This window comes from Achromobacter deleyi, assembly GCF_016127315.1.
Lineage (GTDB): Bacteria > Pseudomonadota > Gammaproteobacteria > Burkholderiales > Burkholderiaceae_B > Achromobacter > Achromobacter insuavis_A.
This window is the reverse complement of the sequence record NZ_CP065997.1, coordinates 4022744-4036691: the sequence shown is the minus strand read 5'-3', so window position 1 is coordinate 4036691 and position 13948 is coordinate 4022744. Positions and strand designations below refer to the sequence as shown.

Here is a 13948-nt window from a genome sequence, read left to right as displayed (position 1 = left end):
GAATCTTCCATGAACAGCTACCGCGTCGGCATCGCCGGCTTCGGCGCCATCGGCCAGGCCGTGGCGCAATCCCTGGATGCCGGCCTGCCCGGCCTGACGCTGGCCGCCGTGGCCGTGCGCGACCCCAAGGCCGCGCCCGCGGTGGCCTGGCAGAACGCCAAGCCGGTGTTCACCACCATCGGCGAGCTCGCCGAGCATTGCGACGTGGTGGTCGAGTGCGCCCCCGCCGCCGTGTTCCGCGAACTGGCCGAGCCGGTGCTGAAGGCCGGCAAGAAGCTGGTGGTGCTGAGCTCCGGCGCGCTGCTGCGCCACGACGACCTGATCGAGCTGGCGCGCCGCCACCAGGGCCAGATCCTGGTGCCGTCCGGCGCCATCCTGGGCCTGGACGCGATCACCGCCGCCGCCGAGGGCGAGATCCATTCGGTCACGATGATCACGCGCAAGCCGGTGCGCGGCCTGCTGGGCGCGCCCTACCTGACCGACAACAACATCGACATCGACGGCATCACCGAGCCGCGCCTGATCTTCCGCGGCTCGCCGCGCGAGGCGGCGGTGGGCTTCCCGGCCAACCTGAACGTGGCGGTGAGCGTGTCGCTGGCCGGCATCGGCCCGGACCGCACCACGCTGGAGATCTGGGCCGACCCGTCGCTGGAGCGCAACGTGCACCGCGTCGAGGTGGTGTCCGATTCCGCCTCGTTCTCGATGGAGATCCAGAACATCCCGTCGGCCAATCCCAAGACCGGCCGCATCACCGCGCAAAGCGTGATCGCAGCGCTGCGCAAGCTGACCGGCCCGCTGCGGGTCGGCACCTGACAGGCGCCGGGCACGGCGGGTGCCGCCCGTGCCCGTGTCAGCCCACTAGGCCGCCGCCCACGCCCACACCGGACCGGGCGCCGCGGCCAGCGGCCCCATCGTCCAGCCGCCCATTCCATCCAGGTCCAGCCGATGGGTATGGAACGCATCCAGCGTGCTGCGGTGGCCAACGCTGACCAGCATGGCGCTCGGCAGATGCTCGCGCAGCAAGCCGTACAGCATGTGCTCCAGCCCTTCATCGGTGGCCGACGTGGCCTCGTCCAGGAACACGATGGCCGGCCGGTTGAACAGCACGCGGGCGAACGCCACCCGCTGCTGCTCGCCGATCGAGAGGATGCGCGACCAGTCGGCCTCGTGATCCAGCCGCCCTGCCAGGTGCCCCAGGTTCACCAGCCGCAAGGCCGTCGCCAGGCGCGCATCGTCGCCGGCGTGCGCCTGCCCCGGATAGGCCACGGCATCGCGCAGCTTGCCCAGCGGCAGATAAGGGCGTTGCGACAGGAACAGCGCCGCCGTGCCCTGCGGACGCCGCACCACGCCCCGGGCGTAGGGCCACAAGCCCGCAAGCGCGCGTAACAAGGTGGTCTTGCCGCTGCCGGACGGGCCCTTGATCAGCAGCGCCTGCCCCGGACGCAGCGACAGATCCAGCTGCCGCAGCAACGCGTGGCCATCGGGACGCGACACGTCCAGGCCCGATATCTCCAGCGCGTCGGACAGCGGCTGCGCCTCGATCGCCGGCAACTCGCGCGCCGCCGCGTTGGCGTCGAGGAAGCCGGCCAGGCGGTTGAGCGTGGCGCGGTACTGGGCGAATGAATCGTACGAGGTGCGAAAGAACGACAGCGAATCCTGCACCTGGCCGAACGCCTGCGAGGTCTGCATGACGTCGCCCAGTTTGATCGCGCCGCTGAAGAAGCGCTGCGCCTGCAACAGGAACGGGAACACCACCGCGATCTGGCTCACCACCAGGTTGAAGCCGTCGAATTTCAGGCCCCGGTAGACCCGCGCCCACAGGTTGGCGATGTAGGCCGAGAAGCGCGCCCACAGCGTCACCCGCTCGACCTCCTCGCCCTGGTAGAAGGCCACGTTCTCGGCATTTTCGCGCAGCCGCAGCAAGGCATAGCGGAAATTGGCGGTGAGCCGTTCGGACAGGAAGTTCAGCAGAATCAGCGGCCGGCCGATGCGGAACGCGAACAGCGTGGCCACCATCACGTACAGGTACACCATGAACACCATGGCGCGCGGAATCTCGACGCCGGCCACCTCCAGCGCGCCCGACAGGTTCCACAGGATCGAAGTGAACGCCACCAGCGACACCACCGCGCTGAGCGCGCCGATCGCCAGCGAGCGCGAGCCGCTCACGAACAGGGCGATGTCCTGCTCGATGCGCTGGTCGGGGTTGTCCACCGGCTCGCCGACGAAGTGGCCGCGGTAGTAGGCGCGCGCGCCGAGCCAGTCGCGCGTCAGGCGGTCGTTGAGCCAGACCCGCCAGTGGATGTCGAAGGCCTGGCCGGCGTAGCTGTCGATCAGGCTGCGGATCACGTGCACGGTGGCGAGCACCGAGAAGATGCCCAGGAAGCGCCAGAACGCGTTCGGGTCGAGCGCCTGCAGCGCGCTGTAGAAGCCGTTGTACCAGAACGAAAACAGCACGGTCATGCGGACCGCGAACATCGCCAGGAACAACAGCGCGGCCAGCGTCAGCAGCGGCCGCCAACTGCGCCGCGGCGTCAGGTACGGCCAGGCCAGGCGCCAGAATTTGCGCCCCCAGTCGGTCCAGCGTGCCAACGCCATCGCCGCCAGCGCCAGCGCCACGGCGCTGATGCCGAACGCCCGCGTCAGCCAGAGCGCGCTTTCCCACAGCTGCTGCTGCCAGTTCAGATCCATGAACAGCCCCTCTCACGTCGTTTCTGTTTAGAGCGGTGGAGGCGTCGCGGTTCCGGGGAAAACGCCGTCTTAAGCGTGGCTTAAGTGTTCGTCGGCGCGATTGAATGCGCAGTGAAAGGTCAGTGCCCGCCCAGGTCCAGGTTGGCGAACAAGTCCGCCAGCGTCGGCACCGACCGGGCCGGCCAGATCGCGCTCAGGTCGAAGCTGGGCAGGCGCTCGCCGTCGCGCACTTCGCAAAAGCGCACGCCGCGGAAATCCATCGAGCGGATCCAGCTGGGCAGCAGCGCGACGCCGCAGCCGCCGGCCACGCACGCCAGCACGGTCAGGGTGCGGTTGGCTTCCTGCGCCACGTGGGCGTCGTGGCCGCCCTTGCGCATGGCATCGAGGATGTCGGCGTAGAACGCCGGCAGCTGCGATTGCGGATACATCACCAGGCCGGCCTGCGCGATCTGCGCCATCGAGACCTGGCCGTCGGGGTCGACGTCGAACTCGTCCGGCACCGCCGCCACCAGCCGGTCGCGCAGCAGCTGGCGCTCGCGCATGCGGCCGCCCACGGCCACCGGCGTGTGCATCAGGCCGATGTCGATCTCGCCGGTCTGCAGGGCCTCGGCCTGCTCGGCGTTGCTCATCTCGCGCAGGATCACGCGCACGCCGGGCGCCTGCCGCCGCATCTCGCGCAAGGCCCGCGGCAGCATGTCGAACAGCGCCGACGACACCAGCCCCACCGTCAACTGGCCGGCGCTGCCGCGGCCGATCTCGCGGGCGCGGCGCGCGGCGGCGTCGATGCGCGCGACGCTGGCGCGCACGTCCTCCAGGATGGCCTCGGCCGCGGGGGTCGGCGTGGAGCCCTGGCGCGAGCGCTCGAACAGGCGCACGCCCAGGTCCTTTTCCATGCGGCCCAGGGCCTGGCTCAACGCCGGCTGGGCGATGCCGAGCCATTCCGAGGCGCGGCTGACGCTGCCGTGGTCCACCACCGCCAGAAAGTAGCGCAAGTGCCGGGTTTCCATATCGATCCAATATAAATAAAGCAATTTTCCAGAATGGAAAACTATACCTTGTCTACATAGAATCCCGCTTACAGAACCTTACAGAACGCGCGGGGCACGGACCCCGCCCAGGAGACTGCCTTGCCCCCCTCCGTCACCGGCCTCGCCGTCGACAGCCACGCCCACGTATTCCTGCAGGGCCTGGCGTTGGCGGACACGCGCCGCCACACCCCGGACTACGACGCCCCGCTGACCCAATACCTGGGTCTGCTGGACGCGCACGGGCTGTCGCACGGCGTGCTGGTGCAACCCAGCTTCCTGGGCACCGACAACAGCCACCTGGTACAGGCGCTGCGCGCCGCGCCGGTGCGGCTGCGCGGCGTGGCGGTGGTGGACCCGGCGATCGACGACGCCGCGCTGCAGGCCCTGGCCGCGGCCGGCGTGGTCGGCATTCGGCTCAACCTGATCGGCCTGGCCCTGCCCGACCTGCGGACGCCATCCTGGCAACAGTTGCTGGCGCGCGTCAACGCGCTGGGCTGGCACGTCGAGATCCACGTGCAGGCCGCGCGCCTGGCCGATATCATGCCGGCGCTGTTGCAGGCCGGCTGCCGCGTGGTGGTGGACCACTTCGGTCGTCCCGACCCGGCGCTTGGCGTGGCCGACCCGGGCTTCGGCTACCTGCTGCGGCAGGCCACCAGCGGCCAGGTCTGGGTCAAGCTATCCGCGCCCTACCGCAACTGGACCGCGCCGGCCTGTACCGGCGCCGGCCGCGAGGCCGCGCGGCAACTGCTGGACGCCTACACGCCCGCCCGCCTCATGTGGGGCAGCGACTGGCCCCACACCGAGCATCGCCACCTGGCGTCCTACCCCGCGGCAACGCAGTGGCTGGACGACTGGATCGACGACCCCACGCAACGGCGCGCCGTACTCGCCGAGACACCGTTGCGGCTGTTCCAATTCCAAGGAGAATTCCGATGACCCCTCTGTTCCAACGCCTCGCGCGCCGCGCCAGCCTGCTGGCTGCCGCCGGTCTGCTGGCTGGCGCCGCCGGCACTGCTGCCGCCGCCTACCCCGAGCGCGCCATCACGCTGGTGGTGACCTACCCGCCCGGCGGCACGGTCGACGTGGTGGCCCGCCTGATCGGCCCCAAGCTGGCGGCTGAACTGGGCCAGCCGGTGGTCATCGAGAACCGCGGCGGCGCCGGCGGCATGATCGGCGGCGCCGTGGTCGCCAAGGCCCAGCCCGACGGCTACACGCTGATGCTGGACGCGTCCAACCACGCGCAGAACCCCGCGCTGCATTCCAAGATGCAGTTCGACACCCTGACCGCGTTCGCGCCGGTGTCGCTGCTGTTGCGCGTGCCCAACGTGCTGGTGGTGACCCCGTCGTACCAGGTCAAGACCGTGGCCGACCTGATCCGCCTGGGCCAGCCGGACAGCAAGGAACACGTCTACTTCGCCTCGGCCGGTCCCGGCTCGGCCCAGCACCTGGCCGGCGAACTGTTCAACCTGTTGGCCAAGACCCAGCTGCAGCACGTCGCCTACAAGGGCGGCGGCCCGGCCATGATCGACGTCATGTCCGGCCAGGTGCCGGTGATGTTCGCCAGCATGGGCTCGGCCTGGCAGCACGTGAAGAACGGCAAGCTGCGCGCGGTGGCCGTGGGCGGCTCGGAACGCTCCAAGGCGGCGCCGGACCTGCCCACCATCGCCGAATCCGGCGTGCCCGGCTACGAAACCTATGAGTGGAACGCGGTGTTCGCGCCGGCCGGCACGCCGCCGGAGATCGTCAGCCAGGTGTCGCAGGCGCTGGCCAAGGTGCTGAAGGACCCGCAGATCGCCGAACAGCTCGCAGGCATCGGCGCCGAGCCCATCGGCTCCACGCCCGCCGAACTGGACACGTTCCGCCGCGCCGAAATCGCCAAGTGGCAGCGCGTGGTCAAGGAAGCCGACCTGAAACTGGATTGAGTACTGCCGGGCGCATGCCGCCCGTCAACCGGAATGCCGGTCTTGGGCGCCCTTCGGGGCGCCCCTTTTTTTGGTTTTACGGCGGCTCCCCGATGCGATACAACAGCACTTCAAGCGTGCTCAGGGAAATCCGCAGCGAGATGAACCACGACAGCAACGAGCCCTCCTCCTTCCCCCCACCCGCCGACGCCGGCATCGCGGCCGGCGCCGACGGCGCCACGCTCGACGGCTTGGCCGACGGCTTCCTGTCGCTCGATCGCGACTGGCGCGTGCGCTACCTGAACCCGGCCGCCGAACGCCTGCTGCGACGCAGCAGGCTGGACCTGGTGGGACACGGCCTGTGGGACAGCTGTCCGGACCTGGTCGGCACCGGCTACTACGACGCCTGTCGCGGCGCCATGCAGACCGGCCAGCCCACGCATCACACCGGCTACTACGCGCCGCTGGCCAGCTGGTTCGAGGCGCGCGCCTTTCCGCACGAGCGCGGCCTGGCCGTCCTGTTCCGCGATGTCTCGCGCGAACGCGAAGCGACCGCCCAGCTCAAGTACCAGGCCACCCACGATTACCTGACCGGCCTGCCGAACCGGCGCCAGTGCATGGACACGCTGTCTGCGGCCATCGCCGAGGCCGAGCCCGCGCTGGCCGCGCAGGGCCCCACCCTGGCGGTGCTGTTCCTGGACCTGGACCGCTTCAAGGAAGTCAACGACGCCTTCGGCCACGCCGAGGGCGACCTGCTGCTGTGCGACGTGGCCGAGCGGCTGCGCAAGTTCCTCACGCCGGAGATCTTCTGCGCCCGGGTCGGCGGCGACGAATTCCTGCTGGTGCTGCGCGGCACCAACGAACGCGCGGCCGAGGCCCTGGCCAATTCGATCCTGAACGCCCTGTCGACCCCCAGCGACATTCACGGCCGTTCGGTCTCGCTGGGCGCCAGCATCGGCATCGCGCTGATGAACTCGCCCGGCGAATCGGCCGAGATGCTGCTGAACTACGCCGACGCGGCGATGTACGCAGCCAAGTCGGCCGGCCGCTTCCAGGTGCGGGTCTATCACCGCGAACTGATGCAGGGGCTGGGCGCGCGCCTGTCGCTGCGCGGCGACATCCAGGGCGCGCTGGCCAACAACCAGTTCGAACTGCACTTCCAGCCGCAGATCAGCATGCACGACGGCTCGCTGTGCGGCGCCGAGGCGCTGCTGCGCTGGCGCCACCCCACCCGCGGCCTGCTGGGGCCGGCCGCGTTCCTGGACGTGATCCTGGATTCGCCGATGGAGTCGGCGCTGACCGAGTGGGTCGCCAACGCCACCTGCCTGCACATCAGCGAATGGCTGGCCGAGAGCCTGCCGGTGCCGCGCATCTCGTTCAACCTGTCGGCGCGCCAGCTGGTGGCGCCCGACCTGGCCAACACCATCGTGCGCCTGGCTCAGGTGCACGGCGTGCCGCCGACGCTGCTGGACGTAGAGGTCACCGAGAACTCGCTGATGAGCGACGTCGAGAAAGCCTCCGGCATCCTCGCGGCGCTGCGCGAGGCCGGCATCTCGGCGTCGCTGGATGATTTCGGCTCGGGCTATTCGAGCCTGGCGTACCTGGTGCGGCTGCCGATCGACACGCTCAAGATCGACCAGTCGTTCGTCTGGGCGCTGGGCAAGGTGCCGACCGCCACCGCCGTGATCCGCGGCGTGGTGCGGCTGGCGCATTCATTGGGCATGCGCACGCTGGCCGAGGGCGTCGAGACCGAGGCGCAGCGCCAGATGCTGATCGAGGAAGGCTGCGATGCGATGCAGGGCTTCCTGTTCAGCCGCGCGCTGCCCGCCAACGCCTTCGCCGCGCTGCTGCGCGAAGTGCCGCGCTGACGCGAACCGCTATCATGTCCGACTGATGACCCGATTGATGATGGCAATGACGATGGACAGGATACGGCTCGACAAATGGCTCTGGGCGGCGCGCTTCTACAAGACGCGCAGCCTGGCGGCGGACGAAATCGGCAAGGGCCGGGTGCAGGTCAACGGCCAGCCCGCCAAGCCGGCGCGCGAGGTCGGCGCCGGCGACGTCGTCAGCATCCGCAAGGAAGACCCGGCCACGCACGTGCGCGTGGTGGCGGTGAGCGGCGTGCGCGGCCCCGCGCCGGTGGCGCGCCAGCTGTACGAGGAAACCCCGGAAAGCGCCGCGGCGCGCGAACGCGCCGCCGAAATGCGGCGCCTGGCGCCCGAGCCGGCGCTGGACATCGCGGCCGGCCGGCCGACCAAGCGCGACCGGCGCCTGATCGACCAGATGCGGGGCAAATGACGCCCCGCCCGGCCCGCTACAGCGCCCGGCCCACGATCAACGGATCCAGCGCCAGCTCCGGCACGCCGCTCTTGCCGTCGTACGGCAGGCGGCTGAGCACGTAACGCATGGCGTTCAGGCGGGCGCGCTTCTTGCAGTCGGACTTCACCACGATCCAGGGCGCGTCGGCCGTGTCGGTGTGCGCGAACATCGCTTCCTTGGCGCGGGTGTAGTCGTCCCATTTGTCGAGCGAGGCCAGGTCCACCGGGCTCAGCTTCCATTGCTTGAGCGGATGCACTTTGCGTTGCAGGAAACGGCGGCGCTGCTCTTCCTGGCTGACCGAGAACCAGAACTTGACCAGGTGGATGCCGCTGGTGACCAGGTGGCGCTCGAAGTCGGGCACCTGGCGCAGGAACTGCAGGTATTCGTCTTGCGAGCAGAATCCCATCACGCGCTCGACGCCGGCGCGGTTGTACCAGGAGCGGTCGAACATCACGATCTCTCCGGCGGTGGGCAGGTGCTGCACGTAGCGCTGGAAATACCATTGGCCGCGCTCGGTGTCGGACGGCTTTTCCAACGCCACCACGCGCGCGCCGCGTGGGTTCAGGTGTTCCATCATGCGCTTGATGGTGCCGCCCTTGCCCGCCGCGTCGCGGCCTTCGAACAGGATCACCACGCGCTGTCCGGTGGCCTTGACCCAGGCCTGCAGCTTGAGCAGTTCGACCTGCAACGCGTACTTCTGCTTTTCGTAGTTGCGCCGCAGCATGCGGTGGCGGTACGGATAGATGCCTTCGCGCCAGTCGGTCGCCAGTTCCTCGTCGGGGTTGCGGCGCACGGCCGGCGCCTGCGCGTTGGCTTCGAGCAGCGCGCGATGCACCGCCACCGCGTCGTCGGGCGACAGTTCCTCGATCACCGAACGCAACGCCGCATGGGCCTCGCCCGATTCGCCGATCTGGTAGCGGCGGGCGATGTCGGCCAGCACCGCCGAGGTCTCCTGGCGCGCAGCGACTTCGCGCGCATTGACGCGCTTGCGCGCCTGGATCGCCGGGTCAATGGCGGGCAAGCCGGCCGGCGTCGCCAGCGCGGATGCGGGCGGCTGGACGGGTTTGGCGGATTTAGCCGCCTTGGCGGATCGGGCGGACTTGCGCGGCGCAGCGGTGCGCTTGGCGGCGCGCGGGGCGGAGGCGGCGTCCTTGTTCTCGCCGGGCGATACGGAAGCTTGCGGGGTCTTGTCTGTCATCGTTGCAATCCTTGCTGCGCGTGAAGTCCGAGCCGCGGCGGCCGGCCAGTCGCCGGCGACCCGTCAGGAAAAAACATCTACCCTAACTGGCGTGCCGGGGCCGGGCGTTGACGTGAATCAATGCTTGTAACATTACTGCAGCAATCCGGGCCGCTACACTGCCCGCTGTCCTCTTTCGACTGCCCCTTGCCGCCATGTGGTCCCTGCTCAAACGGCTGTTCGTCGGTCCGCCCGCGCCGCCCGATCCCTACGCCGAAACCATCCGCTTCGACGACAGCGGCTTGACTCGCGCCATGGGCCCGGAAGACGCCGGCGGCCGGCGCCAATTCTGGCCTTGGGAGGCCATCCATGAGTTCGGCTTCCACTTCACCCAGGCGGTGTTTCCCGACCCGTGGTTCGGCGACTACATGGAAGGCCTGTGGTACGTGCGGGTCCGCGACGAAGGCTCGCTGATGGCGGTCGAGTTCGGCCAGGAACATCTCGACCTCGCGGCCCTGCCCCCGGCCCTGCTGCAACACATGCCGGGGCTGGACCTGCAGGCCTTGCGCGACGGGCTGGCCGTGGCCGAGCGTGGCCTGCGTCACTTCGAGGGCGAAGGCACCTGGGTGGCCTGGCGGCGCGATCCGCATTGCGCCTGAAAAGCCCCCACGGTAACATCCGCGTCTAAATATTTCGTGGCTGCCGCCCGCCGTGGAAACGCGTAGAGAACCCACCCTGAGCCCGGACGGCGCCGACGCGCCGCTGCCCCACTCGACGCCGGCGGCGCCCTCTCGGCCGCAGCCCGGCCGCGCCTTGCGGACGTGGACCTGGCTGCTGTACATCGGGTTGTGGCTGCTGGTGGTGATCCTCAAGCCCGACGGCGCGTCCAGCGCCCCCACCACGGCCGAATCGATGGGCTACCGCTTCGGCAGCGCGGTCGGCAGCGCCATCGCGCTGCTGCTGCCCGCCGCCGTCGTGATCCTGGTCATGTCGCTGTTCAAGCGCTTTCGCACGCCGCTGCACCGCATGCGCGCGGCCTTCGCCACCGGCCTGCTGCTGGCGGTCGCGGCCGCCGCCCTGGCCGGCTTCTCGGCCTACCGCGAGACGCAGAAGGCCACCGCGCTGGCCGAGATCCGCCGCACCGGCGAATGGATGCGCGCCGCGCTCAACGCCCCCGACCATCCGCCCGGCGACGTGCCGGACATCGACGCCACGCCCAAGGCGCGAGGCGTCTACGGCGAGATCGAGCGCGGCGTCAAGCTCATCCTCGGACAACGCGTGGCGCAGTACCGCGCCTACATGAAGGAACTGGACGAGGTGCGGCTGTCCGACCTCTTCATCCCCAACCGGCTGGCGCGCGACCGTGGCCTGGTGGAAAGCCGGCTGATCCTGGAACAGTCGCAACGCGTGGTGCGCAAGTACAGCCAGCAGAACCAGCGGCTGCTGGCCGACGTGCCCGTCACCATCCGTTCGCTCGACCTGAGCGATCAGCAGAAGGACCGCATGGTCGAAGGCGCGATCAGGGCGCGCCCGCAGCAGAGAGCGACGCTGGCCCGCAACTGGGACCTGGAGCGCCAGACCCTGGACGAGTTCGAGAAGATGATCAATCTGCTCGACGACAACCGCCGCTCGTGGCGCGTGGAGCACAACGAGATCGTGTTCGACCGCGACAGCCTGCTGAACCGCTTCCGCGCGCACCAGTTGGCGGTGCGCCAGCTGACCGAAGAACGCGCGCGGCTGGAGTCGCAGCAGTTCGACAGCCTGACCTCGGTGCTGCGCTGACGCGGGTCGTCGGCGCCCGGCGCGAAGGCGAGCCGGGCGCGATCACGCGTCAGTTCGCTGCCTGATCCAGCCCCTGCTTGAGATCGGCCAGGATGTCGGCGGCGGTTTCCAGCCCGACCGACAAGCGCAGCAGCCCTTCCGACAGGCCGTATTTCTCGCGGTCTTCGGCGGTGTAGCTGGCGTGCGTCATGGTGGCCGGATGCTGGATCAGTGTTTCCGGATCGCCCAGGCTGACGGCGATGCGCGCCAGCTTCAGGCTGTTCAGCAACCGCCGGCCCGCCGCCAGCCCGCCCTTCAACTCGAACGCCACCAGCCCGCCGCCGGCCGCCTGCTGGCGTTGCGCGATCTCGGCGCCGGCGGTGCCCGCCAGGCCCGGGTAGAACACGTCGGCCACCGCGGCGTGCTCGCGCAGGAACTTCGCCACCTTCAGCGCCGATTCGCTGTGGCGTTCGACCCGCAGTTCCAGCGTCTTCAGGCCGCGCAGCACCAGGAAGGCGGTGAACGGCGACAGCGTCGCGCCGGTGAAGTAGCGCAGGCCCTGCAGGCGGATCGCATCGATGTGCTGCTTGCGGCCGACCACCGCGCCGGCCAACAGGTCGCCGTGGCCGCCCAGGTACTTGGTGGCCGAATGCAGCACGATGTCGGCGCCATGCTGCAATGGCCGTTGCAGCACCGGCGTGGCGAAGGTGTTGTCGACGATCGTCAGCAGGCCCTTGCCGCGTGCGATGGCCGAGATGGCGGCGATGTCGACCAGCCGCAGGTTGGGGTTGGCCGGCGTCTCGAAGTAGACGGCGCGGGTCTTGGGGCCGATGGCGGCGGCCACCGTCTCCGGCCGCGTGAAATCGGCGAACACGGCATTGATGCCCAGGCGCGGCAGGCCCTGCGCGAACAGCGTGAAGGCGGTGCCGTAGACGATCTGGTCGACCACGATCTCGTCGCCGCTTTGCAGCAGCGACAGCAGCGTGGCCGAGATCGCCGCCATGCCGGAGGCCGTGACCACGCCAGCCTCGGCCCCTTCGAGCGAGGCCAGCCGTTCTTCCAGCAACGCCTGGGTCGGGTTGCGGGTGCGGCCATAGACGTAGCCCGACTGTTCGCCCAGGCGGATGCGGTCGAAGGCCTCGATGCTGTCCTGGGTGTAGGTGGACGTCAGGTAGAGCGGCGGCGACAGCGCGCCCTGCTCGTCCAGCGGGTCGTAGCCCAGGTGGATGGCGCGGGTGGCGAAGCCGTGGTGTTGCGAGTCGGACATGGGAAATCTCCAGGAATCGGTTCAGGCGGGTGGACAGCGCCCGCCGTCAACGCTTGTGGTCGGCGCGGCGCGAGAGCCATTCGCCGGTGAATTGCACGATCGAGACCAGCGCGATCAGGATCACGATCACTTCGAACATCACGCGGGTTTCATAGCGTTCGTAGCCGTAGCGGATGGCCAGGTCGCCCAGGCCGCCGGCCCCCACGGCGCCAGCCATGGCCGAGGCGTTGATCATGGCGATGACGCTGACGGTCATGCCGCCGATGATGCCCGGCAGGGCCTCGGGCAGCAGCACATGGCGCACGATGTGCCAGCGGCGGCAGCCCATGGCGCGGGCGGCTTCCACCAGGCCGTGGTCGACGTCGTTCAGACTGACCTGGGCGATGCGCGCGAAGAACGGCACCAGGTTGGCCGACAGCGGCACGATCGCGGCCCAGGTGCCGAGCGTGGTGCCGACCAGCATGCGCGTGAGCGGCAGCATCGCCACCAGCAGGATGATGAAAGGGATGGCGCGGAACGTGTTCACCGTGATCGACAGCGCCTTGTTCAGGCGCGGCCGCGGATACAGGTTGCCCGGCGCCGTGACGGTCAGCACCACCGCCAGCGTCAGGCCGGCGGCGATCGCGATGACCGCGGACACGCTCACCATGGCCAGCGTCTGCAGGAACGCCTGCAGGTATTTATCAAGCATCGGCAGCGACATAACCCAGCACCTTGATCTGATCGGCCACCAGCGCGGCGCGCGCGGCCTCTTCCTGTAGAACGGCGGCGGGCACCGACACCAGCAAACTGCCCTGGGCATGGCCGCGCAGGCGGTCCAGCCCGCCATGCAGCAGCGTCGCGCCCGGCCCCAGCGCGGCCAGCGCCTGCAGCGACACCCCTTGCGGCCGGCCCTGGCCGGTGAAGCGCAGCCGCAGCACCGCCACGCCCGGGCGGCCCGCCAGGTCCGGCACCAGCCGCGCCGCCAGGTCGGCCGGCAGGTCGTGCTGCAACGGCCGCAGCAAGGCCTGGGTGGCGTCGGCCCGCGGATTGCCGAAGACGCGCCAGACTTCGCCGTGCTCGACATTGCGCCCGCCATCCAGCACCAGCACCCGGTGGCAGACCTCGCGGATCACCGCCATGTCGTGCGTGATCAGCACCACGGTCAGGCCCAGTTTGCGGTTGATGTCGCGCAGCAGCGCCAGGATCGACTGCGTGGTTTCCGGGTCGAGCGCGGAAGTGGCTTCGTCGCACAGCAGGATTTCCGGGTCATGCACCAGCGCGCGGGCGATGCCCACGCGCTGCTTCTGGCCGCCGGACAGCTTGGACGGATAGGTGTCGGCCTTGTCGCGCAGCCCGACCAGGTCCAGCAGCGCGGCGACCTTGGCGCGCGCCTCGGCCGGCTTGACGCCCGCGACGCGCAGCGGCAAGGCCACGTTCTGCGCCACCGTCTTGGCCGACAGCAGGTTGAAGTGCTGGAAGATCATGCCGATGCGGCGCCGCAGGCCGACCAGCGCGTCCTCGTCCAGGCTGCCGACGTCCACGCCGTCGACCCGCACGTGGCCGGCGCTGGGCCGCTCCAGCATGTTGATCGAGCGCAGCAGGGTCGACTTGCCGGCGCCGCTGCGGCCGATGATGCCGAACACCTCGCCGCGCCCGATGGAAAAGGAGATATCGGCCAGCGCCGTTACCGTGCCCTGCGGGCCCTGGTAGCGTTTCTGCAGTCCGTCGAAAACGATGTGGGCGTCCGGCGCCGCGTCGGCGGCGGGCCGCAGGGCCGGATCCGCCAGGGGGATTTCGTGTTGCATCATGCTGTGTTCCC

13 protein-coding genes are annotated in these 13948 nt (G+C 69.6%); 7 read left to right on the top strand and 6 right to left on the bottom strand.

Translation table 11 applies throughout. The features are described from left to right. The first annotated feature begins 9 nt into the window (after window positions 1-9). Window positions 10-813 (top strand): aspartate dehydrogenase, encoded by an 804-nt coding sequence (locus tag I6I07_RS18330; protein WP_006396149.1) that lies wholly within the window; start codon window positions 10-12, stop codon window positions 811-813. Between the two features lie 45 nt (window positions 814-858). On the opposite strand, the gene I6I07_RS18325 is transcribed toward I6I07_RS18330, so the two are convergent. Both I6I07_RS18325 and I6I07_RS18320 read right to left on the bottom strand, forming a co-directional pair. After that, window positions 859-2691, bottom strand: coding sequence for an ABC transporter ATP-binding protein/permease (locus I6I07_RS18325; RefSeq protein WP_198483167.1), 1833 nt, complete (start codon window positions 2689-2691; stop codon window positions 859-861). Window positions 2692-2810: 119 nt separating this feature from the next. Next, window positions 2811-3698 carry a LysR family transcriptional regulator gene (locus tag I6I07_RS18320; protein ID WP_198483166.1) on the bottom strand — a complete coding sequence of 296 codons (888 nt, stop codon included), beginning with the start codon at window positions 3696-3698 and terminating at the stop codon, window positions 2811-2813. Window positions 3699-3818: 120 nt separating this feature from the next. On the opposite strand from I6I07_RS18320, the gene I6I07_RS18315 reads away from it, so the two are divergent. From I6I07_RS18315 to I6I07_RS18300, 4 genes are all read left to right on the top strand, one after another. Further along, complete coding sequence (locus I6I07_RS18315; RefSeq protein ID WP_198483165.1) at window positions 3819-4655, top strand: amidohydrolase family protein; 837 nt, start codon at window positions 3819-3821, stop codon at window positions 4653-4655. After that, window positions 4652-5641, top strand: coding sequence for a tripartite tricarboxylate transporter substrate binding protein (locus tag I6I07_RS18310; RefSeq protein WP_198483164.1), 990 nt, complete (start codon window positions 4652-4654; stop codon window positions 5639-5641). The genes I6I07_RS18315 and I6I07_RS18310 overlap by 4 nt, the downstream gene beginning before the upstream one ends. Before the next feature lie 116 nt (window positions 5642-5757). Then, window positions 5758-7488 carry an EAL domain-containing protein gene (locus I6I07_RS18305; RefSeq protein ID WP_232625641.1) on the top strand — a complete coding sequence of 577 codons (1731 nt, stop codon included), beginning with the start codon at window positions 5758-5760 and terminating at the stop codon, window positions 7486-7488. 52 nt (window positions 7489-7540) lie between these two features. Beyond that, on the top strand, window positions 7541-7921 hold the full coding sequence (locus tag I6I07_RS18300) for an RNA-binding S4 domain-containing protein (protein WP_198487584.1): 381 nt from the start codon (window positions 7541-7543) through the stop codon (window positions 7919-7921). A gap of 16 nt (window positions 7922-7937) precedes the next feature. Here the strand turns inward: I6I07_RS18300 and ppk2 are convergent, their stop codons facing one another. Then, entirely contained in the window at window positions 7938-9140 is a 1203-nt protein-coding gene (gene ppk2, locus I6I07_RS18295; RefSeq protein WP_198483163.1) for a polyphosphate kinase 2, read from the bottom strand. Window positions 9141-9334: 194 nt separating this feature from the next. Between ppk2 and I6I07_RS18290 the strand changes: the two genes are divergently transcribed. After that, window positions 9335-9778: a hypothetical protein gene (locus I6I07_RS18290; protein ID WP_198483162.1), complete on the top strand. Its 444-nt coding sequence runs from the start codon at window positions 9335-9337 to the stop codon at window positions 9776-9778. Window positions 9779-9830: 52 nt separating this feature from the next. Further along, entirely contained in the window at window positions 9831-10901 is a 1071-nt protein-coding gene (locus I6I07_RS18285) for a hypothetical protein (protein WP_198483161.1), read from the top strand. 49 nt (window positions 10902-10950) lie between these two features. Here I6I07_RS18285 and I6I07_RS18280 read toward each other — a convergent pair whose 3' ends face one another. The 3 genes from I6I07_RS18280 to I6I07_RS18270 are packed head-to-tail and all read right to left on the bottom strand — an operon-like array spanning window position 10951 to window position 13937. Continuing rightward, window positions 10951-12147, bottom strand: coding sequence for a trans-sulfuration enzyme family protein (locus tag I6I07_RS18280; protein WP_198483160.1), 1197 nt, complete (start codon window positions 12145-12147; stop codon window positions 10951-10953). Between the two features lie 46 nt (window positions 12148-12193). Then, window positions 12194-12850 carry a methionine ABC transporter permease gene (locus tag I6I07_RS18275; protein WP_198483159.1) on the bottom strand — a complete coding sequence of 219 codons (657 nt, stop codon included), beginning with the start codon at window positions 12848-12850 and terminating at the stop codon, window positions 12194-12196. Beyond that, window positions 12831-13937, bottom strand: a complete 1107-nt coding sequence (locus tag I6I07_RS18270) for a methionine ABC transporter ATP-binding protein (protein WP_198483158.1) — start codon at window positions 13935-13937, stop codon at window positions 12831-12833. The genes I6I07_RS18275 and I6I07_RS18270 overlap by 20 nt, the downstream gene beginning before the upstream one ends. Window positions 13938-13948 lie beyond the last annotated feature (11 nt).

Coding starts and splice junctions, on each gene's coding strand:
- ppk2 (WP_198483163.1), bottom strand. CDS start 9,140: ATGACAGACAAGACCCCGCAAGCTTCCGTATCGCCCGGCGAGAACAAG.
- I6I07_RS18290 (WP_198483162.1), top strand. CDS start 9,335: ATGTGGTCCCTGCTCAAACGGCTGTTCGTCGGTCCGCCCGCGCCGCCC.
- I6I07_RS18280 (WP_198483160.1), bottom strand. CDS start 12,147: ATGTCCGACTCGCAACACCACGGCTTCGCCACCCGCGCCATCCACCTG.
- I6I07_RS18275 (WP_198483159.1), bottom strand. CDS start 12,850: ATGTCGCTGCCGATGCTTGATAAATACCTGCAGGCGTTCCTGCAGACG.
- I6I07_RS18320 (WP_198483166.1), bottom strand. CDS start 3,698: ATGGAAACCCGGCACTTGCGCTACTTTCTGGCGGTGGTGGACCACGGC.
- I6I07_RS18325 (WP_198483167.1), bottom strand. CDS start 2,691: ATGGATCTGAACTGGCAGCAGCAGCTGTGGGAAAGCGCGCTCTGGCTG.
- I6I07_RS18310 (WP_198483164.1), top strand. CDS start 4,652: ATGACCCCTCTGTTCCAACGCCTCGCGCGCCGCGCCAGCCTGCTGGCT.
- I6I07_RS18270 (WP_198483158.1), bottom strand. CDS start 13,937: ATGATGCAACACGAAATCCCCCTGGCGGATCCGGCCCTGCGGCCCGCC.
- I6I07_RS18330 (WP_006396149.1), top strand. CDS start 10: ATGAACAGCTACCGCGTCGGCATCGCCGGCTTCGGCGCCATCGGCCAG.
- I6I07_RS18300 (WP_198487584.1), top strand. CDS start 7,541: ATGGACAGGATACGGCTCGACAAATGGCTCTGGGCGGCGCGCTTCTAC.